The organism is Serratia sp. CY82433 (assembly GCF_052166535.1).
GTDB lineage: Bacteria > Pseudomonadota > Gammaproteobacteria > Enterobacterales > Enterobacteriaceae > Serratia > Serratia sarumanii.
Genome location: NZ_JBJNOR010000001.1, coordinates 2,420,119 through 2,440,666 on the forward strand (window position 1 = coordinate 2,420,119; position 20,548 = coordinate 2,440,666).

Annotated in this window: 16 protein-coding genes; 7 read left to right on the forward strand and 9 right to left on the reverse strand. The window is 60.9% G+C overall.

What is annotated here, in order from left to right:
- Positions 1-59: 59 nt before the first annotated feature.
- From ACJ8PI_RS11795 to ACJ8PI_RS11805, 3 genes are read right to left on the reverse strand one after another with little or no spacing between them, the layout of a single operon-like run.
- Positions 60-1,136: an ABC transporter substrate-binding protein gene (locus ACJ8PI_RS11795; RefSeq protein WP_202637324.1), complete on the reverse strand. Its 1,077-nt coding sequence runs from the start codon at positions 1,134-1,136 to the stop codon at positions 60-62.
- Between the two features lie 46 nt (positions 1,137-1,182).
- Positions 1,183-1,545 carry a hypothetical protein gene (locus ACJ8PI_RS11800; RefSeq protein WP_039565208.1) on the reverse strand — a complete coding sequence of 121 codons (363 nt, stop codon included), beginning with the start codon at positions 1,543-1,545 and terminating at the stop codon, positions 1,183-1,185.
- Positions 1,546-1,597: 52 nt separating this feature from the next.
- Positions 1,598-2,968, reverse strand: coding sequence for an MFS transporter (locus tag ACJ8PI_RS11805; protein WP_033654931.1), 1,371 nt, complete (start codon positions 2,966-2,968; stop codon positions 1,598-1,600).
- 334 nt (positions 2,969-3,302) lie between these two features.
- Here ACJ8PI_RS11805 and amiA point away from each other — a divergent pair, with 334 nt between their 5' ends.
- The gene (gene amiA, locus ACJ8PI_RS11810; RefSeq protein WP_049195279.1) at positions 3,303-4,133 is read left to right on the forward strand and encodes an N-acetylmuramoyl-L-alanine amidase AmiA; all 831 of its coding nucleotides are present in this window, start codon (positions 3,303-3,305) and stop codon (positions 4,131-4,133) included.
- Positions 4,134-4,187: 54 nt separating this feature from the next.
- Complete coding sequence (locus ACJ8PI_RS11815) at positions 4,188-5,240, forward strand: porin (protein WP_049211357.1); 1,053 nt, start codon at positions 4,188-4,190, stop codon at positions 5,238-5,240.
- Positions 5,241-5,307: 67 nt separating this feature from the next.
- On the opposite strand, the gene ACJ8PI_RS11820 is transcribed toward ACJ8PI_RS11815, so the two are convergent.
- Complete coding sequence (locus ACJ8PI_RS11820) at positions 5,308-6,138, reverse strand: alpha/beta fold hydrolase (RefSeq protein WP_033647942.1); 831 nt, start codon at positions 6,136-6,138, stop codon at positions 5,308-5,310.
- A gap of 220 nt (positions 6,139-6,358) precedes the next feature.
- On the opposite strand from ACJ8PI_RS11820, the gene ACJ8PI_RS11825 reads away from it, so the two are divergent.
- The 5 genes from ACJ8PI_RS11825 (at position 6,359) to ACJ8PI_RS11845 (ending at position 14,860) form a co-directional block, all read left to right on the forward strand.
- On the forward strand, positions 6,359-7,762 hold the full coding sequence (locus ACJ8PI_RS11825; RefSeq protein WP_164134749.1) for a coniferyl aldehyde dehydrogenase: 1,404 nt from the start codon (positions 6,359-6,361) through the stop codon (positions 7,760-7,762).
- Between the two features lie 259 nt (positions 7,763-8,021).
- Entirely contained in the window at positions 8,022-10,217 is a 2,196-nt protein-coding gene (gene katG / locus ACJ8PI_RS11830; protein WP_106024951.1) for a catalase/peroxidase HPI, read from the forward strand.
- A 630-nt stretch (positions 10,218-10,847) separates the two neighbouring features.
- Entirely contained in the window at positions 10,848-11,645 is a 798-nt protein-coding gene (locus tag ACJ8PI_RS11835) for a glyoxalase (RefSeq protein WP_197791519.1), read from the forward strand.
- Positions 11,646-11,689: 44 nt separating this feature from the next.
- Complete coding sequence (locus ACJ8PI_RS11840; protein ID WP_194243211.1) at positions 11,690-12,976, forward strand: alginate export family protein; 1,287 nt, start codon at positions 11,690-11,692, stop codon at positions 12,974-12,976.
- A 501-nt stretch (positions 12,977-13,477) separates the two neighbouring features.
- Entirely contained in the window at positions 13,478-14,860 is a 1,383-nt protein-coding gene (locus tag ACJ8PI_RS11845) for a serralysin family metalloprotease (RefSeq protein WP_049233595.1), read from the forward strand.
- A 116-nt stretch (positions 14,861-14,976) separates the two neighbouring features.
- On the opposite strand, the gene ACJ8PI_RS11850 is transcribed toward ACJ8PI_RS11845, so the two are convergent.
- The 5 genes from ACJ8PI_RS11850 to ACJ8PI_RS11870 all read right to left on the reverse strand — a co-directional run bounded on the left by ACJ8PI_RS11850 (position 14,977) and on the right by ACJ8PI_RS11870 (position 20,534).
- The gene (locus ACJ8PI_RS11850) at positions 14,977-16,029 is read right to left on the reverse strand and encodes an NAD(P)H-dependent flavin oxidoreductase (RefSeq protein WP_033635202.1); all 1,053 of its coding nucleotides are present in this window, start codon (positions 16,027-16,029) and stop codon (positions 14,977-14,979) included.
- A gap of 96 nt (positions 16,030-16,125) precedes the next feature.
- The gene (locus ACJ8PI_RS11855; protein ID WP_049195257.1) at positions 16,126-17,736 is read right to left on the reverse strand and encodes an MFS transporter; all 1,611 of its coding nucleotides are present in this window, start codon (positions 17,734-17,736) and stop codon (positions 16,126-16,128) included.
- A complete protein-coding gene (locus tag ACJ8PI_RS11860; RefSeq protein ID WP_049211374.1) occupies positions 17,729-18,154 on the reverse strand; it encodes a DoxX family protein in 426 nt (141 codons plus the stop codon). The genes ACJ8PI_RS11855 and ACJ8PI_RS11860 overlap by 8 nt, the downstream gene beginning before the upstream one ends.
- A gap of 9 nt (positions 18,155-18,163) precedes the next feature.
- Positions 18,164-18,994, reverse strand: a complete 831-nt coding sequence (locus tag ACJ8PI_RS11865; protein ID WP_043147685.1) for an alpha/beta fold hydrolase — start codon at positions 18,992-18,994, stop codon at positions 18,164-18,166.
- A 142-nt stretch (positions 18,995-19,136) separates the two neighbouring features.
- Positions 19,137-20,534 (reverse strand): MFS transporter, encoded by a 1,398-nt coding sequence (locus tag ACJ8PI_RS11870; protein ID WP_164134738.1) that lies wholly within the window; start codon positions 20,532-20,534, stop codon positions 19,137-19,139.
- Positions 20,535-20,548: the final 14 nt, after the last annotated feature.

Genomic DNA, 20,548 nt, shown 5'->3' on the forward strand with positions numbered 1-20,548 from the left:
TTTCCTCTGCCCGGCATCCCCAAGCTCCTCCAACCCACTAACGCAATTCAACCGTGGTGCTAGCGCTGTGCCAGCACCTCATCCAACAAACGGTCCGGGATCGCATAGGAGAACATCGTCTGATAATAGCGGCGCGTCTCCTCCCGCAGCGTCTTGTCGCTAATGTCTTCAGGGGCATAGCGGTTGATCATAAACAGCGGCAGCAGTGACGTTTCCGCCGACAGGCCCCCCCAGTTATGAATGCCCACCGGCGTCGAGAAAACCTTGCCGTTTTTTACCGCCCTGAGCGTCTCCCAGGCCTGGCCGGGGATCCCCCCGTGCAGCAGCGCTTTGGCGCTGCCGAAAACCACGAAAATCACATCCGGATCCCAGGCCATGATCTGCTCCATCGAAACGTTGATGTACCTGCCGGCATCCCCTTTCACCGGCAAATCCCCGGCGACGTTGTCCATGCCGGCCATTTTCAGGTAGGTGTCGCCGTAGGTATGCGGGCCGCTCACCTTCAGCTGCCTGCCGTCGCTTTCTTCGAGATACAACGCCCTGACGTGCTGCGCGCGGATGGCTGCGGCATAGGGGCGGATCTGCTTCAGGGTCTTTTCCCAGGCGTCTTTGAATTTGTGCGTGCGCGGCAGGCCGAGCGTGTCGGCGAAGGTATTTTCCCAATACATCTGGGTGACCATCGGTTGGTACTTTGTCTTCCCGCCGGCATCCAGATCGACGGTCATCACGCCCGCCCTTTCCAGCCGATCGTCCTGGCTTTTGCCGTAGTAATAAATAATGTCGGGCCGTAGATTCATTAACGACTCCATGTTGACCCGGTAGTCCTTATTGATGAAGGCGGAGGTGATCCTGCCGATGTCAGGCTTCATGTCCTTCAACACATGCATATCGGCATGCATGAACGCCCAGGGGCCCACGCCGACGACGTGCCGGTAGGCCGCCTCGTTCGCCAGGATCACGCCGAAGGGGCAGTTGCCGGTGATGACGATCCGCTGATAGTGGCCAGGCAACTTTTGCACCGCTGCGCTCTGCGGACGTTCGGCCGCCGCCGGCTGACTACCGCTGGCGCAAGGCGCCGTCGGCAAGGCGAATATTGCCAGCAGCGCGGTGGCGATAAATTTCACTGTGACGCACATGGTGCCTCCTGTGCGCACGCTCGGCGGCGTGCGGCGATGGGCTGCGTTAGGCCGACGCGGCGATGCCGGCGGCCATGATGGTTATCCCGGCCACAAAGACGATTGCCGTGGTGGCGACCGCGCCGCCGCCAACCAACGCGGCGGTTTTTCCTGTGGAAAGGTCTTTTCGTTGCAGGAAAGAGAGCTGCGACAGGGGAATGATTTTTCCGCTGTCGGCGACCAGGTCTTTCGGTTCAACCTTCGCCACCGTCAACTCGCCGCCGCTGCCGTCCTTCAGACCATATTTCAGCTGGTCGCCGACATAGACCGGCGGCTGCAGCAGGTAATATTGGCTATTGAGCCCCGTCTCTTTTTGTTGCAACGCCACGTCGTGGTAGGTCGTGCAGCCGGCAAGGGAAAACGCCGCCATGCCGATAACCTACGGCACTAATGGGATAAATCGCATGGGAAACCTCGTGCTTCTATTTGCTGGTTTTTAACGTAACGGCGGACTTGAAGCGCATATAGCTCACGACCAGAGAAAGGAACGAGAATGCCGCCCCCGCCATTAAACTGATGTTCGTCGCTTGCGCGCCCCGCATGTTGAAGAAAATCGCCACCAACGCCGAACCGACGATTTGCCCAATCAGCCGGGAACTGCCCAACAGGCCGCTGGCGATGCTGCTGTTTTCATGGGAGACCGAGGTCATGATCAACAGGTTGTTCGGTGATTGAAACAGGCCGAAACCGATGCCGCACAGCGCCACGCGCCATACGATCGCCCCATTCGACGGATCGCTCGGCAGATTGGCCATCAGCAGCATGCCTGCCAGCAGACAGGCAAGGCCCGAGAGGGCAACAAGATTGGGATCGTACTTCTTGGCCAAATCGCCGGAAATCAGCGAAGACGCCATGGTGGCCAGCGGCCAGGCGGTCAGCAACAGACCGATTTCCACCACGTTTCTTTGCAGAACGTTGTGAAAATAAAAAGGCAGCGAAACATAGGCCAAAAGCTGGGTGCTGTAGGACAGCATCGACATCAGCAAAGACAATGACAGCGTCGGGTTATGCAGCATCGCGATCGGGATCAGCGCGGCGTCAGCCTTTCTTTTTTGATTGATGTACAGCAACCCGGCCAGCCCGGCGAATACCGCAAAGCTCAGCGCCGCCGCCGGCAGATGGTGAGTGGTCATGCTCATGGTGCTGAGCGAGAAAGCGATAAACAGCACAAACACCAACAGGGCGCCCCCGCTGTCGAACCCAACGCTGCGCCGCTCGCGGGAACCCAGGAATATCACGCTCAGCAGCAGCGACAGGCAGGCGATGGGAACATTAATGGTAAACAGCCAGTTCCAGCTCGTTTGAGAAAGTATCGCCGAGGCGATGGATGGCCCGGCGGCGGCGGAAACCGACACCACCATCACGTTTATGCCCAGGCCGCGCCCAAGCAGCCTTTCCGGGTATATCTCCTTGATCAGCGCCGCATTGACGCTGAGCACCGCCGCCGCGCCGAAGCCCTGTATCACCCTGAATGCCGTCAGCATCTCCAGCGTCGTGGACAGCGCGCAGCCCAAGGATGAAAAAGCGAACAGCACCACCCCGGCCATAAAGATTTTTTTATTGCCCACCGCGCGGCCCAGCGCCGCGAAGGGCATCAAAGAGGCGACGACGGCAAACTGGTAGGCATTAATAATCATGATGGAGGCCGATTCGGAAACGCCGAAATCTTTGGCGATCACCGGCAGCGCCACGTTGGCGATGGTACTGTCGAGCATGGCGATAACCGTGCTTAACGAGACGGCGAGAACGGCGAATATATTTAATGTCTCTTTTTCCTGGTGTTTAAAAGTCATGTTAACGCTCCAAAAACGTGAGTGACTTCATGCCGGCGGCAAAGACCCCGTTTTTTATCCGTTTTAGTAATTACGTTATAACATATCAATTAAAGAGGAGAATAAATCTCATTTGAAATATTAGATTAAATAGTATGTCAAAATAAGAATTAACAAATACAAAACAAATTAATAGCAATACGAATATTCAATAAACAAAATAAATGCAGTATAAAAAACCAGTGAATTTAAGGAATGACATTAAAAGTAACAGCCGCTAACAGACAACCCCGCTGGTGCGTGAAATTGTTATGTTATAACAAAAACACCCTTTCCTTTTATGCTGGTTAACCTTATGGCTAAGACGGACCTTTTGAACACCCGGTTATCTCGCCGCAGAATGATGTTGGCAGGGCTGGCGGCCCTGACGCTGAACGGCGCCGTTTCCCCGCTGGCTCACGCCCACGGCCTGCCGCGCCCCAAACCTCAGGGGGCGCGAAAAAGATTCCTGGTCATGTTGGATCCCGGTCATGGCGGCATCGACTCCGGTGCCATTGGCCACACCGGTTCGCTGGAAAAACATGTCGTTCTGGCGATCGCCAAAAATGTGCGTGCACAGCTCGATCGACACGGCATCGATGCCCGCCTGACGCGCGACAGCGACGTTTTTATTCCGCTTTACGATCGGGTGGAGATCGCGCACCGGCACGGTGCGGATCTTTTCATGTCCATCCACGCCGACGGTTTTACCTGCCCCAGCGCCTGCGGCGCTTCGGTCTTTGCGCTTTCCAATAAAGGCGCCAGCAGCGCGATGGCGAAATACTTATCGAACAGTGAAAACGCGGCGGACGATCTCGCCGGCCCTAACGTCATCAAGAAAGACCGCTATTTGCAGAAGATACTGTTTGATTTGGAGCAGACGGAAACGATCAAAGAAAGCCTGACGCTGGGCTCGCACCTGATTCAACATATTGCGCCCATTCATCACCTGCATGCCAAAAATACCGAACAGGCGGCCTTCGTGGTCTTAAAATCCCCGTATATTCCTTCCGTGTTGGTGGAAACCTCTTTCATCACCAACCCTGAGGAAGAAAGGCTGCTCGGCACCCCCGCATTCCGCAATAAAATTGCCACGGCGATCGCTCAGGGGATCGTCAGCTACTTTAAACGCGAAACGCACGCTTAAGCTTCGCCGAGGCGGCAAGCTCACGGGCTTGCCGCGCACAGGGACGGTGTCATCATGATAAAATGCAATCCGCGTTATTTTTCGGCGGGCATGCTTTTCCCCCTGCTGGCCCTATTACCACGCGGCGCCTTCGCCGTGTCGTTGACGGGGTCGCAGCAAAACAGCCTGAATTTCTACGGCACGATTATCGCCAGACGCTACAGCGGCCAAAACGCGCGCGACGACGGCGACCGCAGCTACCTCTATTTCGGCCTGATAGGCAAAAAAAAGATCGCGCCGCGCTGGCGGGCCTACGCCCACTGGGAATATACCGTCAGCTTCGCCGACGCGACTCGCAACAGCACCCGACTCGCCTATATTGGGGTGCAAAACGCAACCTTCGGCAGCCTCGATATCGGCCGCAATTGGGGCGTGCTCTATGATGTGACCGCCCTGACCGATCGCTCTCCGCTGTTTAGAGAGATGGCCTACAACTACATCGACAATTTTATGCGCGGCCGGGCGCGTAACCTGCTCACTTACCGCCGCCCCTTCAGCCTGTTTCAGCGGCGCGCCGCACTCGCGTTGCAATATCAGTTCAAAGACGGCGACGACCGGCAAACGCCGGGCAAACAAAACGGCAACGGATTCGGCCTCTCCTTCCGTTATGCGCTGACGCCGACGCTCAGCCTCATCGCCGCCGCCTCGGCGTCTCAAACCACGCAGCGGCAACAACGCGCCGCCGGCTATCGCCGGCGCATCGATACGCTGGCTGAAGGAGCTCTCTATGCGTCGAAAAAAATCTATCTTGCGGCCGTGTTCACCCAAAGCGACAACGCCATCAGCCCGCAACAAACCGCTAACCGCGGTTCGGCGTCAAGTTATGAAGCGCTCGCCAAATATCGGCTGACGGACCATATTCAACCCAACATCGGCTATACCCGTTTGATACAGACCCGGGCAGGCCGGAACATGGACTTATTGAACTATGAGGAGCTGGGGGTCACCTGGTTGCTCAACAGCAATATGCAGGTGTTTATTAACTATGAATTCAATAACCTTTCGCAGCACACGCCCGGCGTCGATGCGTCGGACAAGCTCGATATGGGCATCAGCTATCATTGGTGATCCGCTCTCCCGCAGCCAATAAAAAGCCCCGCCCGGTGAAGGGCGAGGCTCGCGACGCGTTGAGTCTTTAGCTGTTCACGAACGCCAGCAGATCGGCGTTGACCTGATCGGCATGGGTGGTCGGGATGCCGTGCGGCGCGCCCTTATAGGTATTGAGCGTGCCGTTTTGCACCAGCTTGGCCGACAGCACGCCGGAATCCTGATAAGGCACCACCTGATCGTCGTCGCCGTGGATCACCAGCACCGGAATGGCGATCTTCTTGAGATCTTCGGTGAAATCGGTCTGCGAGAAGGCGACGATGCCGTCGTAGTGCGCCTTGGCGCCGCCCATCATGCCCTGGCGCCACCAGTTCCAGATAATCGCCTCCGACGGTTTGGCGCCCGGGCGGTTATAGCCGTAGAACGGGCCGGCGGGCACGTCGTAATAGAACTGCGCCCGGTTGGCGGCCAGCTGCGCCTGGAAATCATCGAACACCGATTTTGGGGTGCCCTGCGGATTGGCGTCGGTTTTTACCATCAGCGGCGGCACCGCGCTGATCAGCACCGCTTTGGATACCTTGTCCTCGCCGTGGCGCACGATATAGCGCACCACCTCGCCGCCGCCCGTCGAGTGGCCCACGTGCATCGCGCCCTGCACGCCCAGGTGTTTTACCACCGCGGCGACGTCATCGGCGTAGTGGTCCATGTCGTGCCCTTCCGACACCTGGCTGGAGCGGCCGTGGCCGCGGCGATCGTGCGCAACCACGCGGAACCCTTTGTTCACGAAGAACAGCATCTGGGCATCCCAGTCATCGCTGGACAGCGGCCAGCCGTGGTGAAAATAGATAACCTTGCCGTTTTTGGGGCCCCAATCCTTGTAGAAAATCTCGACGCCATCGCTGGTCGTTACGTAACCCATGTCGTTTCTCCCATTTACACTTTGGTTAAAAAAGAAGGTTTATACTGCGCGCGGCGCCGGGATCTCTGGCTCCCTCATCCCGGTTGGCCGACGATCTTGCGTTGATCGTTTAACGAGTATAGGTTTAAAGTTCACTTTAAGGTCAAACACGATTCGGCAAACCGCATTCCCGCTTTCACTCGGCATCAGGAGAATTCAAGTGCAGGGAGATGACATCCTCATGACGATGGAGCAACGGCTTGCCGCCCAACGTCATGCCTTCCTGCGCGACGGCGCACCGACGATCGCTCAGCGCAAGGCCGCCCTGCGCCGCCTGCGGAGCGCCATTTTGGCCCAGCGCGGCGCGTTGACGGCGGCCGTCAGCGCAGACTTCGGCCACCGTTCGCCTTACGAAACCGACATCCTGGAGATTCTGGTCACCGTTCAGGCGATCGATTACCTGCTGCGCAATCTGAAACGCTTTATGCAGCCGGAACGCCGCCACGTCGCCCTGCCGTACCAGGCCGGGCGCGCCTACGTGCAGTATCAACCCAAGGGCGTGATTGGCGTCATGGCGCCGTGGAACTATCCCTTCTCGTTGACCTTCATCCCGCTGGCCACCGCCCTGGCCGCCGGCAACCGCGTGATGTTGAAACCTTCGGAGCTCACGCCGCACACCAGCCAGCTTATCGAAACGATGCTGGCGGCGCTGTTTCCCGCCGATGAGGTCGCCGTGGTGACCGGCGGGCCGGACGTCGGGGCCGGGTTCAGTGAGCTGGCGTTCGATCACCTGGTGTTCACCGGCAGCACGGCGATCGGCCGTAAGGTCATGCAGGCGGCCGGTAAAAATCTGGTGCCCTTGACGCTCGAGCTGGGCGGCAAAAGCCCCGCCGTCGTGGCGCCCGGCGCGCTCACAGCCAGAACCGTTAACAGCCTGGCGTTCGGCAAGCTGTCGAACGCGGGCCAAACCTGCATCGCACCCGATTACCTGTTGATCCATCAGGACGATGTGGAAAACTTCATCGCGCTCTACGACGCGGCGGTCAAAGCGTTTTACCCCGACGGGCCGACGAGCCATGACTACGGCGCCATCATCAACGACAGGCACTACCACCGTTTGCAGGATCTGCTCACCGACGCCCAGGCGCGGGGCGCACGGATCGTTCCGGTGGGCCACCGCCCGGACTCGGCGGTGGAACGGCCGAAAACCCTCGCCCCCACGCTGATCATCGGCGCCCCCGACGACAGCCGGATCATGCAAGAGGAAATCTTCGGGCCGCTGCTGCCGATACGCACCTACGCCGCCTTTGATGAAGCGATCGACGTTATCAACGCCGGGCCGCGCCCGCTGGCGCTGTACTACTTTGGCCCAGGCGGCGCGCTGCAGGACAGGCTGCTGGCGCGCACCACCTCCGGCAACGTCAGCGTCAACGCCACCCTGCTGCACTTTGCCCAGGACGATCTGCCGTTCGGCGGCATCGGCCCCAGCGGCATGGGGGCCTGTCACGGCGTCGAAGGATTCCGGGCGCTGAGCCACGCCAAAGGCGTCTTTATTCAAAGCCGCTGGCGCTTCACCGATCTGCTGCGCGCGCCGTTCGGCAGGCTGGCAGACGCGGTGCTCAAGGTGATGCTGCGGCGCCGATAGAGCGCCGCGCTGACTATCAATAACACAGCCATGAATCGCCGCAAGCTATCACAGTATTCAATCATTCCTATTTTATCTCTCCGCCGCCGCTGACTAAGCTTAGCCATGAGTCGCCCTTTGCCCGTTAGCGGCCGGGGCGATGTGATTCCATTGAGTTCAGTTATTTAGCGCAACACCCGACGCAGGCCTTACCCGCATGCCTTGTTAACCGCTCCACGCCCGGCGGCTGGAGCACCCTTACGGAAGCAGAGAGCGCATTATGACAACTGAAAGCAAATGCCCGTTTTCGGGCGGCAAGCAGCCCGCACCGCAGAACGGCCCCACCAATCAGGATTGGTGGCCCAATCAGCTCAGCCTGAAACCGCTGCATCAGCACTCCCCCCTGTCCGATCCGATGGATAAAGACTTCAACTACGCCGATGCCTTCAACAGTCTCGATCTGGCGGCGGTCAAACAGGATCTGCACGCCCTGATGACCGACTCGCAGGAATGGTGGCCGGCGGACTTCGGCCACTACGGCGGCCTGTTCATCCGCATGGCCTGGCACAGCGCCGGCACCTACCGCATCGGCGACGGCCGCGGCGGCGCGGGCGAAGGCCAGCAGCGCTTCGCCCCGCTCAACAGCTGGCCGGACAACGTCAGCCTCGACAAAGCGCGCCGCCTGCTGTGGCCAATCAAACAGAAATACGGCCGCAACATCTCCTGGGCCGACCTGATTATCCTGACCGGCAACGTGGCGCTGGAATCGATGGGCTTCAAAACCTTCGGCTACGCCGGCGGCCGTGCCGACACCTGGGAGCCGGACGACGTCTACTGGGGCTCGGAGAAGATCTGGCTGGAGCTGAGCGGCGGGCCAAACAGCCGCTACTCGGGCGACCGCGACCTGGAGAACCCGCTGGCGGCGGTGCAGATGGGCCTGATCTACGTCAACCCGGAAGGCCCGGACGGCAACCCCGATCCGGTGGCCGCCGCGCGCGACATCCGTGAAACCTTCGCCCGCATGGCGATGAACGACGAAGAAACCGTGGCGCTGATCGCCGGCGGCCACACCTTCGGCAAGACCCACGGCGCCGGTCCGGCGTCTAACGTCGGCGCCGATCCGGAAGCGGCCGGGCTGGAGTCGCAGGGCCTCGGCTGGCACAGCACCTTCGGCACCGGCGTCGGCAAAGACGCCATCACCAGCGGCCTGGAAGTCACCTGGACCACCACCCCAACCCAGTGGAACCACGATTTCTTCCGCCACCTGTTCGAATACGAATGGGAACTGAGCCAAAGCCCGGCCGGCGCGCACCAGTGGGTGGCGAAAGACATCGGTGAAACCATTCCCGACGCCTTCGATCCGAACAAGAAACGCCGCCCGACCATGCTGACCACCGACCTTTCGCTGCGCTTCGATCCGGCCTACGAGAAGATTTCGCGCCGCTTCTATGAGCATCCGGAAGAGTTGGCCGACGCCTTCGCCCGCGCCTGGTTCAAGCTGACCCACCGCGATATGGGGCCGCGCCCTCGCTACCTCGGCCCGGAAGTGCCGCAGGAAGAGCTGATTTGGCAGGATCCGATCCCGGCGGTCGATCATCCGCTGATCGACGAGCAGGACATCGCCGCGCTGAAAAATGCCGTGCTGGCTTCCGGTCTGCCGGTATCGGCACTGGTCTCCACCGCCTGGGCTTCCGCTTCGAGCTTCCGCGGTTCCGACAAACGCGGCGGCGCCAACGGTGCGCGCATTCGCCTGGCGCCGCAAAAAGACTGGGCGGTCAACCAACCTGCGCAGCTCGCCGCGACGCTGGCCAAGCTGGAGAGTATCCAACGCGCCTTCAATGATGCGCAGGCCGGCGGCAAGCGCGTCTCGCTGGCGGATCTGATCGTACTGGCCGGCGCCGCAGGCGTGGAACAGGCGGCGAAGAACGCCGGTTTGGCCCTGACGGTGCCGTTCGCGCCGGGCCGCATGGACGCTTCGCAGGAGCAGACCGACGTGGACTCCTTCGAGGCGATGGAGCCGCTCGCCGACGGATTCCGCAACTTCCTGAAGGGCAAATACCGCGTGCCGGCCGAGACGCTGCTGGTCGACAAGGCGCAGCTGCTGACCCTGACCGCGCCGGAAATGACGGTGCTGGTCGGCGGGCTGCGGGTACTCGGCGCCAACGTCGACGGCACGCCGCACGGCGTATTCACCCAGCGGCCGCAGGCGCTGACCAACGACTTCTTCGTCAACCTGCTCGACATGGGCACCACCTGGCACCCGGTGAGTGAGGACGGCCTGTTCGAAGGGCGCGATCGCCGCAGCGGCGCGGTCAAATGGACCGGCACCCGCGTCGATCTGGTGTTCGGTTCACACGCGCAGCTGCGCGCGCTGGCCGAAGTCTACGGCAGTGCCGACGCGCAGGAGAAGTTCGCCCACGACTTCGTCGCCGCCTGGAACAAAGTGATGAACCTCGATCGTTTCGATCTGGCGTAAACTCCCCGCAACGGCCTGCTTCGGCAGGCCGTTTTTCCTCCCGAGATCAACACCGCCTCCGCTCAACGCCGGCCACAGTGCCCGTCGTTATATTTTATTTTCCGCTTATTCGTATTTACTCAACAAGTCATATAAAAATTTGATGGGCGGCAATTCTTTTAATGCTGTATTTATATTTAGACGGCAATGAAGACCGTAAACTCAGCTGGCTAATGCGATATATCCCATCCAGGAGAACACCGTTATGGATTATCCTCGATTCGCCTCAGCGCGCGGCGAGGCGGGCCTTATGCCCCTCGCCGTTCCTTAGCAACAGCGGGCTTAGCCGGCAAAGGCACCCCACCGTTTTTATGCCAATAAAAAGAGAGGTTCTGCACCTGCGCGATATTCGCTTAGGCGCCAGAATTTCGCCCTTATTTAATGTTTCACGACGCGCATTGCGTTTTTAGTTTTTATTTTTCAGCCGACGGGAAAGCTCACAGGAAATCACGCTTCACTCAGGAAAATAACCGCTACCTGGAGGTCATCATGCAACATATTATCGGTATTTCTTCTCGTCGGCTGAGGATATCAGCCCTTGCGCTGCTGCTCCCTGCCGTATCATGGGCAGCCGATACGGCGTCTCTCGCCGTGGGGCCGCAATATGACACCACCCATGTCTACGTCGAACGCGGCAAAATGGATGCCTTTGTCGATAGCATCCTGAAAACCTTCGGCGGTACCAGCACCGAACGCGTGCTGGTCAACGTCACGCCCACGCCGAGCGAAACCTACTCCCAGCTGATACTGACGCCGGCCGGCAGCTTCTCGGTGTTCGATTTCAAAACGCCGATCCCACACCCGTTCGGCACCGAGCGCAACGGTTTTCTGGTCAGGGATATGGACGCCGCCATCCGCCAGGCCAGAGCCGCCGGCGCCGATGTGCAGGTTGCGCCTTTCGACGATCCGATTGGCCGCGACGCGGTGATCCAGTGGCCCGGCGGCGTCAACATGCAGCTCTATTGGCACACCAAGGCGCCCAACTACAAGCCGCTGCTGAGCGTGCCGGAAAACCGCCTGTATCTCTCCGCCTACCGCGTCGACGATTTCCTGAAAAGCTACCAGGCGTTCTCGCACGCCACGGTGGTGAGCGACGAACAGGTCAGCGATACGGCGATCGGCCGCAGCAACAACGGCAAGATCCGCCAGATCGAACTGGACTCGCGCTTCGGCAAAACGCGCATTTTCGTCACCGACGGGCATCTGCCTTATCCGTTCGGCCATGAGCGCACCGGCTATGGCGTCGACGATCTGCCGGCCACGCTGGCCAAAGCGACGGCCAGCGGCGCGCAGGTGCTGTGGCGTTCGACGGCGGCGGAGCGCCGCGCCTCGGCGCTGGTGCGTTTCCCCGGCGGCTACATCGCCGAAATTCACCAGACGGCTAAATAAACCCAAGGCGCGCTGCGGCGCGCTTTTTTCTTCGGATATCCATAATGAAACGCACGCTTCCCGCACTGTTGCTGTTCTCCACGCTCCCCGCCCTGGCGGCGGAACCCGCCGCTTCCCCCTGGAAAAACATCCCGTTGGGCGATGCGGCCACCCTGTCTTTCGACGGTTCACTGCGCGAGCGCTATGAATGGACGGATCAACGCGATCTGAGCGGCGGACGCGACGACACCTTCATGCAGCGCCTGCTGCTTGGCGCGCGCCTCGACTATGGCGACGACTTTGGCGCCTATCTCCAGTTGGGATCGTCACTGGCCACGCCGCGCGATCGCGGGCGCAAACCGACCGACGAAGATCATGCCTATCTCGGCCAGGGCTATGTGGACTTAAAACTGCCCACCGCCTATGGCCTCGGCACCCTGCGGGCCGGCCGCCAGGAGATTGCGCTGGGTTCGCTGCACCTGATGGGCACCCGCGACGGCCCCAACGTGCGTCGTTCTTTCGACGCCATCCGCGCCAGCTGGGCCAAGGATAAGAACCGCCTCGACGCCTTTATCGGCCACCCCGTCACCCTCAAAGCCGGCAGTTTCGACGACGATACCGACAACAGCCAAAAGGTGTGGGGGCTGTACGGCACCACGCCGCTGGCAGCGCTGGCGTCCTCGCTCGATCTCTACACCTTTGGCTTTGAGGATAACGACGCCCACTACGCGCAGCTCAGCGGGCAAGAACGGCGCTATACCGTCGGCGCGCGCATTTTCGGCGCGGCGCAGGGGTTCGACTGGGATAATGAAGCCGCCTGGCAGTTCGGCAGCGCAGAACAGCGCGACATCCGCGCCTGGTCGGCGTCGGCGCACGCCGGGTATAGGATGAGCGACTGGCGCTGGCAGCCGCGCTTTGGCGGCAAGATTGGCATCGCCAGCGGCGATAAAAACGGTCACGATGGGCAGCTCAATACCTTTAACGCCATGTACCCCAAGCTGCCCTACCTGACCGAAAACGGGCTGGTGGCGCCGGCTAACCTGATCGCAATTCATCCTTCGGTCACGATTACGCCGTGGCAAACCCTGGCCATCGACTTCAGTTGGGACGCGTTGTGGCGGCAACGCCGCGAGGATGCCTTCTACCTCGGGCCGATGCGCCCGGTAAAGGGCAGCGCGCAGGGCTCGCGCTTTATCGGCAATCAGTATCAGGTCGAAACCATCTGGACGCCGCGCAGCGATCTCCAGTTCAAGGTGGCCTATGTCTACTTCGACGTCGGCCACAGCCTGCAGCAGCATGCCGGGCTGAAAAACATGAACTTCATCCTGGCGCAGGGCACCTACAGTTTTTAATTATCAGGCAAGTTAATCGGTGTACGCGAGCGCCCTTAATAATCCCTTACTCAATTAATGACGTTCGCCGGCGTGTAGCCGCCTATATGCATTGCGGCAATGGTGGCTACTCGCCGCTATTCACAGATGAAAATTAATGAAAAGCAAAAAGATAAATCAGTTACGTAAACTCCACGAGCCAATTACAGAGTAATATTAAATAAAGATTTAATTCCACCTGGTTATTTAAGTGCGCCTTTTACACATATCTTATGTAAAAGATTCATATAAGAATAACTCATTAATAAAATAATTATGCCTATACTGTTTTCAGCCAACCATTGCGCGCCATTAATTCCTCACCGTGATTAATGATAAGGACATATTCCGCTTGAGTGCGATATTCAAGCCAGACAAGGAGGCAAGCCAATGATAACCCAATAACCCCCCCCTATTTTCAAACCTGTGTACGAGCATATAGAGCGTTAGGTGCAATATTGTCAACGTCCAAAGGAGTTTGATATGTCATTAGCTACCGATAAAATCTCAGATTATTTAACCGATTATGAAAGAGGCGATCGCGAGGGAAGCAGCAAGCCTTCATACGCCACGGAAGACGTTTCAGATCTGTTGCTGAGGAGCCATTATTCCGCCAATGGCAAAGGCGTGACTGACCATGCGGCAACAATAACCTACTCTTTCCCCGTGTATACCGACAGCGATAAGCCAGGATCCGCACAGCTTACCGCCGCCCAACAGGCCCAAACCAAGCTTTCATTGCAGTCCTGGTCAGACGTGGCCAATATCACCTTCACCGAAGTCAAAGGCACCGATGCCAAAAGTGCTGATATAAAGTTTGGTTTTTATAAGGCGGCCAGCGGAGGCAATTACACCTCCTATGAAAGTACGCAAAACAACCTGAAAAGCACCATCTGGATCAGCGGCAACAAAGGCTACGACGCTTCGAATCCGCAGACCAATAACTATGCCAGGGATACGCTGACCCATGAAATAGGGCATGCGCTCGGGCTCTCCCACCCCGGAAACTATGATGCCTCCAACGCGACCTACCCCACCTACACCAACTCGGCGAAATATTATGAGGACGACCATCAATACTCTTTGATGAGCTATTTTAGTGAACAAAACACCGGCGCCGACTATAAAGGCGTATGGCCCTCGGGGCCGCAGCTGGATGATATTACCGCCATTCAGAAGCTGTACGGCGCGAACACCACCACGCGCACCGGTGATACCACTTATGGTTTCAACTCGAATACGGATCGAGACTTTTTGAGCGTTAAGGCGTCCACGGACAAAATCGTGGCGGCTATCTGGGATGCCGGCGGCAACGACACGCTGGATTTTTCGGGCTACAGCCAAGATCAGCGCATCAACATTAACGAAGGCTCATTCTCAGATGTGGGCGGATTGAAGGCGAATATCGCCATCGCCTATGGCGCGCAGATTGAAAATATCATCGGCGGCAGCGGCGCCGATATCTTAGTGGGCAACGCACTGAACAATACGCTCAAAGGCGGCGCAGGCAACGATATCATTTACGGTGCCGACGGCGCCGATCAGCTCTGGGGCAATGCAGGTGCCGACACCTTCGTCTTCAGCACAGCCGACGACAGCCAGGCCGCCGCGCCGGACTGGATCCGTGATTTCCAAACGGCGGTGGATAAAATCGATCTGTCGTGGCTCAACCAGACGGTTAAGGCCGAGGGGGGCGAGTTGCACTTCGTCGATAATTTAAGCGGCTCGCTGTATGAAGCGGCGCTGAATTATGACTCGCAGCAGAATGTCACCGATCTGGCGATCAATCTCTCCGGCCATAACCAGCCTGATTTCCTGGTTAAAATCGTGGGGCAGGTCGACGCTTCCGCCGATATTCTCGTCTAACCAAGAAACCCGCAGTCCGGCGCGAACGCCGGACTGTTTACCTCTTCTCAGGCATCACCCTGGCGATTTTTTGCGCTACCCCCACACTGTCAGAGCAATAAATCGCGCAGACGAGCTCACACCGCCTCCAGCTCCGCCGCCAGGGTGGCGACCAGCTCCGCCGCCGGCATCGGCCGCGCCAGGCCCACGCCCTGCCCGGCCCACAGCGACATAAACTCTCCGCGCCCGGCCTTGGCCGCCGCCTGGCGGATATCGCCGGTGAGCGCGTTCTGCACCGGATAAGGCAGGATTTGCGCCTCTTCCGCGCGCATCTGGCGCATGAAATCATTGACGATGCCGCGCGCCGGGCGGCCGCTGAAGGCGCGCGTCAGGCGCGTGCTGTCATCGCCGGCGTTGCGCAGCGCCGCCCGCCAGGCTTCGGCGATGCCCGACTCCGGGCTGCACAGAAACGCGGTGCCCAGCTGCGCCGCCTGCGCGCCCAGCAAGCGCGCAGCCGCGATGCCGCGCCCGTTCATGATACCGCCCGCGGCGATCACCGGGATCTTCACCGCCGCCACCACCTGCGGCAGCAGGGCCATCAGGCCGACGCAGGATTGCTCGATATCGCCAAGGAAAGTCGGGCGGTGGCCGCCCGCCTCCGAGCCAGAGACGCAAACGAAGTCGGCGCCCGCTTCTTCCCAGGCGCGGGCTTCCGCCACCGTGGTGGCGGTGCCGATCACCCGCGAGCCGGCCTTCTTGAACTGCGTGACCGTGGCGCGCGGCAGCACGCCGAAGGTGAAGCTGGCCACCGGCGGCGCCGCCTCCAGCAAGGCCGCAATCTGGTCACGGTTGTTTTCGGCAAATTGGGTGGGGATCGGCGGCTCGCTCAGCCCCAGCGCTTCGCGGAACGGCCGCAGCAGGTGCTGGGCGCGCTTAAGCTCGGCGAGATCCGGGTGCTGCTCATCGAGCAGAAACAGATTGATGTTGAACGGCGCGGCGGTCTGCGCGCGGATCTGCTGCACGCGTTCGAGGATCACCGCCGGTGAAAACAGCGCCGCCGCGCACGAGCCCAGCGCCCCGGCGTTGCTCACCGCCACCGCCAACGCCGGCGGCGACGCGCCGTTCATCGGCCCCTGAACGATCGGATAGCGCAGCCCAAGCTCGCGGGCAAAAGCAGAAGGTGCCGTCATCAATGTGTCTCCCTGTGCTGACTACATTCGTCTTACGGCGGCCGCGCCGCCGAACCGACCAAAAGCATAGCACCTTCTCACCGCCTGGCCGTGCAGTTAATGCTTCACCTGCCGCCTGTCCAGCGACAGGAAGTGATGCACCACCGGTTTCTCGGGCCCGATATGGAAGCGCAGCGCCGCCTGCTGCAGATCGGCGTCGGCGTGCGACACCCGCTGGTGCTGGCGCAGGTGCTCTGCCCAGGACTCCACCAGGAACCACTCCATGATGCATTCCGGATCGCCGGTGTGCTCAGTAATGCCCCAGGCGTAAGCGCCGTCGCGGCGGCGTGCCCGCTCCAGCATCAGCAGCGTGCGCAAGAACTGCGGCCGATCCTGTTCGCGGATGCGGTACTCCACCTGAATCATCACCGGGCCGCGATCGTTCTCAACCGGCGTGTTGACCAACGGCTCCGGCCAATGGTTCGACGGCTGCAGATCGGCTTCGCCGGTCGGCAGCCGCAGGCGGTGGAACAGCAGCCCCGCCGCCAACAGGCCGACGCCGCCGACCAGCAGCGTGGCGGCCACGCCCAGCTCCTGCGCCACCAGCCCCCACAGCAGGCTGCCTGCCGCCATCGCGCCGTTGAACACCATCAGGTAGATGGCCAGGCCGCGGCCGCGCACCCAGTTGGGCAGCACGCCCTGCGCCGCGCCGTTGAGCGTGGTCAGCGCGATAATCCAGCCTGCGCCCAGCACCAACAGCAGCACCACCGCCAGCCACTGCGGCGGCGCCAGCGACAGGGCCGCCATCACCACGGCGGTGAGCACCGCCGCCAGCAGCACCAGCCCGTCGGCATTCAGCCGCTGGCGCAGGCGCGGCAGCGCGATCGCCCCGAGGATCGCCCCGGCGCCTACCGCCCCCAGCAGAACGCCGTAAAAGCCGGCGCTACCGCCCAGCATGCGGCGCGCCACCAGCGGCAGCAGCGCCCAAACCGAGCTGGAGAAAGCGAAGAACACCGCCGCCCGCAGTAGCACCACGTGCAGTTCGCGGCTGGAACGGGCATAGCGCAGCCCGGCGCGGAAAGCGCCGAAGAAATGTTCCGACAGGCCGCTGTCCTCGGCCTTCGGCCGCTTCCACCACAGCAGCGCCGCGATCACCAGCACATAGCTCATCACGTCCGCGCCGTAGGCCGCGCCAGCGCCGAAGCTGGCCAGCAGCAGGCCGCCGGCCGCCGGGCCGATGGAGCGGGCGATGTTGATGCCCAGCGAATTCAGCGCCACGGCGTTTTTCAGCTCGGTGCGCGGCACCAGCTCCGGCACGATCGCCTGCCAGGTCGGCCCCATCAGCGCCGCGCCGATGCCGCCGACGAAGGTCAGCGCCAGCAGGTATTCCACCGTCAACGCACCGGTCTGCGACAGCACCAGCAGGCTGCCGCTGACGCAGGCCAGCAAAATTTGCACGAAGATCAGAAAGCGCCGCCGATCGAGGATGTCCGACAGTACCCCGGCCGGGATCGCCAGCAGGAACACCGGCAGCGTGGCGGCGGTCTGCATCAGCGCCACCGCCGAAGGGTTACTCGACAGATCGGTAATCAGCCACGAGCTGGCGACGTCGCGCATAAAGCTGCCGACGTTGCCGAGCACCGTGGCGCCCCACAGCACCGCAAATAAGGGGATTTTCAGCGGCGCGAAGCCGCCCGCCGCCGCCTTGTTGTCCGTCTGTTCAGCCATCCGTTCGCTCCTTCAAATCGTTAAATGCCACCAGCAACAGCGCGCCGGCCAGCCCAAGGTGTTCAAAAAATCCGTTCATCATCTGGCCGCGTTCCGCCCCGTCGAACTGCCAGAACGGATTGGCCATCAGCGTCGCCATCAGGGTGAAACCGGCCAGCGCCAACGCGCCGAGCCAGCGGTAAAAGCCGCTCAGGATCAGCACCGACGCCGCCAGTTCCAGCAGCGTAACCAGCACGGCGAACAGCGCCGCCGGCTGCAGGCCGAAGTGGGTCATCTCGGCGATGGCGCCTTCGACGTTCAGCGCCTTGACCAATCCGCCCTGAATGTAGGCGGCGCAAATGGCGAGCAGCAGCAGCCAGCGCACCGCGGGCGCATGCAGCCGCTGCGCGCAGCGGGCGGCGATAGCAGTCAGGTTCATCGCGCCCCCTTAGAACGGCGAATTCTGGATAAAGGCCAGCAGATCGGCGTTGAAGCGATCGGGATCGACCTGCGCCAAGCCGTGAGCGCCGTCGGCGTATACGTTCAGCTCCGCCTGTTGCATAAGCTTAGCGGCTTTCAGCGCCGAGGCGCCGATCGGCACGATCCGATCGGCGTCGCCATGCACCAGCAGCGTCGGCCTGTCGATCGCCAGCAGATCGGCGGTGAAGTCCACTTCGGAGAACGCGCTCACGCCGTCGTACTGCCCTTTCATGCCGCCCTGCATGCCCATCAGCCAGAAGTGGTCGATCAGCCCCGCATTGCTCTCCACCTCGTCGCAGTGGAGACCGTAGAACGGCACCGCCAGATCTTTGAAGAACTGCGAGCGGTTGCCCGCCACGCCGCTGCGAATGCCGTCGAAGGCCGCCATCGGTGTGCCTTCCGGGTTGACCGGCGTTTGCAGCATCAGCGGCGGCACGGCGCCCACCAGCACCACCTTCGCCACCCGATCGCTGCCGTGGCGGCCGATGTAGCGCGCCACTTCGCCGCCGCCGATGGCGTGGCCGACCAGGATCAGATCGCGCAGATCCAGCGTTTCGATCAGCAGGGCCAGATCGTCGGCGTATTGGTTGATGTCGTTGCCGTGCCAGGTCTGATCCGAACGGCCGTGGCCGCGGCGATCGTGGGCGATCACGCGGAATCCGCTCTGGCCGAAAAACAGCAGCTGGTTGTCCCAGGCATCGGCGGACAGCGGCCAACCGTGGGAGAACAGGATCGGCTGGCCGCGGCCCCAATCCTTATAGAAAATGCGCGCGCCATCGGGCGCGGTGAGGATGCTCATGACGTGTTCCCCGCTCGGTATTGAATTGGATTTTGTACCGGGTAACAGTACGGCAGGCGCAAAGGCAGTGATAACGGAATAATTTTCGCATGATCGCGAGTTTTTTTGCTGAAGAGGCCGGCGTCACCGCCGGCGCAAAACGTCAGATGTTTTCCAGATCGATACCGCGCGTTTTCGGGCCGAACAGCCCGATCACCAGCATCACGATCAGCATGCTGGCAACGATAAACGCGATCACCCCCAGCGAGCCGCCGTACTGCAGGATAATGCCGATGATAATGCTGCTGAACACCGTCGACAGGCGGCTGAAGGAGTAGCAGAAACCGACGGCGCGGGCGCGGATATGGGTCGGGAAGATCTCGGATTGATAGGAGTGGTAGCTGTAGGTCAGCCAGGCGTTGGACCAGGTGATGAAGAAGCCGCACAGGATCAGCCACAGCGGGTTGTTCTGCAGCGCGAACAGCGAGCCGAAGACCACCGTCACCAGGCAAGACAACACGATCTGCCACTTATTCTCCATCTTGTCGGCGTAGAAGCTGCACAGCAGCGAGCCCAGCGGGTAGGCCAGCGTAATGAAGAAAGCGTACAGCAGGCTGTGGGTGACCGATGCGCCCTTGCCCGACAGCAGCGCCGGCAGCCAGTTGCCGAAGCCGAAGAAGCCGATGGCCTGAAAGAAATTCATCACCACCAGCATCAGCGTGCGATCGCGATACTGCGGAGCCCAGATGTCGCGAAAGCGGCCGCGCAGCGGTGCCCCCTCGGCATCGTCCACCGGGCGCGACGGAAAGTCCACGGCTGTCACGCCGCAGCGCCGTTCCATATCCCGCATCACCTGCCGGGCCTGCGCATAGCGCCGCTGCTGCACCAGCCAGCGCGGCGACTCCGGCAGCCCTTTGCGCACCAGCCAGATCACCAGCGAGGCCAGCGCGCCGGCGATCACCACGTAGCGCCAGCCGCTCAGGCCCCAAATCGTCTGCGGCACCAGCCACCAGGACATCAACGCCACCGCCGGCACCGACAGGAACTGCACGAAGAACGCGAAGGCGAAAGCCCGGGTGCGCAGATGCGCGGGCACCCACTCCGTCAGATAGGTGTCGATGGTCACCAGCTCGATGCCGAGCCCGACGCCCACCAGAAAGCGCAGAAAGATCACCCACTCCGCCTGCTGTTGAAACGCCAGCAGCAGCGAGAAGGCGCCATACCAGATCAGGGCGAACATAAATGTGGCGCGGCGGCCGAAGCGATCGGCGTACGGGCTCAGCAGGCTGGCGCCGACGAACAGGCCAAGAAAGGTGGCGGAGGCGAAGGCCGCCTGGTCCGATACGCCGAAGACGCCCTGCGCGCCGGTGTGGAAAATGCCGTCGGCGATAAGGCCGGTGCTGATATAACCGGTCTGGAACAGATCGTAGAGTTCGAAAAAGCCGCCCAGCGACAGCAGAATGATAAAGCGCCACAGGCCGGCCGACGCGGGCAAGGCGTCGATTCTGGCCGCCAAATCCCGCGCATGGATCGGCGACGCCGCTACAGAGTCACTCACCATTAACCTCGCATTAA

Excerpts from the sequence above, each read along its gene's own strand:
- ACJ8PI_RS11795 (WP_202637324.1), bottom strand. The coding sequence starts at position 1,136 with ATGTGCGTCACAGTGAAATTTATCGCCACCGCGCTGCTGGCAATATTC.
- ACJ8PI_RS11800 (WP_039565208.1), bottom strand. The coding sequence starts at position 1,545 with ATGGCGGCGTTTTCCCTTGCCGGCTGCACGACCTACCACGACGTGGCG.
- ACJ8PI_RS11805 (WP_033654931.1), bottom strand. The coding sequence starts at position 2,968 with ATGACTTTTAAACACCAGGAAAAAGAGACATTAAATATATTCGCCGTT.
- amiA (WP_049195279.1), top strand. The coding sequence starts at position 3,303 with ATGGCTAAGACGGACCTTTTGAACACCCGGTTATCTCGCCGCAGAATG.
- ACJ8PI_RS11815 (WP_049211357.1), top strand. The coding sequence starts at position 4,188 with ATGATAAAATGCAATCCGCGTTATTTTTCGGCGGGCATGCTTTTCCCC.
- ACJ8PI_RS11820 (WP_033647942.1), bottom strand. The coding sequence starts at position 6,138 with ATGGGTTACGTAACGACCAGCGATGGCGTCGAGATTTTCTACAAGGAT.
- ACJ8PI_RS11825 (WP_164134749.1), top strand. The coding sequence starts at position 6,359 with ATGACGATGGAGCAACGGCTTGCCGCCCAACGTCATGCCTTCCTGCGC.
- katG (WP_106024951.1), top strand. The coding sequence starts at position 8,022 with ATGACAACTGAAAGCAAATGCCCGTTTTCGGGCGGCAAGCAGCCCGCA.
- ACJ8PI_RS11840 (WP_194243211.1), top strand. The coding sequence starts at position 11,690 with ATGAAACGCACGCTTCCCGCACTGTTGCTGTTCTCCACGCTCCCCGCC.
- ACJ8PI_RS11845 (WP_049233595.1), top strand. The coding sequence starts at position 13,478 with ATGTCATTAGCTACCGATAAAATCTCAGATTATTTAACCGATTATGAA.
- ACJ8PI_RS11850 (WP_033635202.1), bottom strand. The coding sequence starts at position 16,029 with ATGACGGCACCTTCTGCTTTTGCCCGCGAGCTTGGGCTGCGCTATCCG.
- ACJ8PI_RS11855 (WP_049195257.1), bottom strand. The coding sequence starts at position 17,736 with ATGGCTGAACAGACGGACAACAAGGCGGCGGCGGGCGGCTTCGCGCCG.
- ACJ8PI_RS11860 (WP_049211374.1), bottom strand. The coding sequence starts at position 18,154 with ATGAACCTGACTGCTATCGCCGCCCGCTGCGCGCAGCGGCTGCATGCG.
- ACJ8PI_RS11865 (WP_043147685.1), bottom strand. The coding sequence starts at position 18,994 with ATGAGCATCCTCACCGCGCCCGATGGCGCGCGCATTTTCTATAAGGAT.
- ACJ8PI_RS11870 (WP_164134738.1), bottom strand. The coding sequence starts at position 20,534 with ATGGTGAGTGACTCTGTAGCGGCGTCGCCGATCCATGCGCGGGATTTG.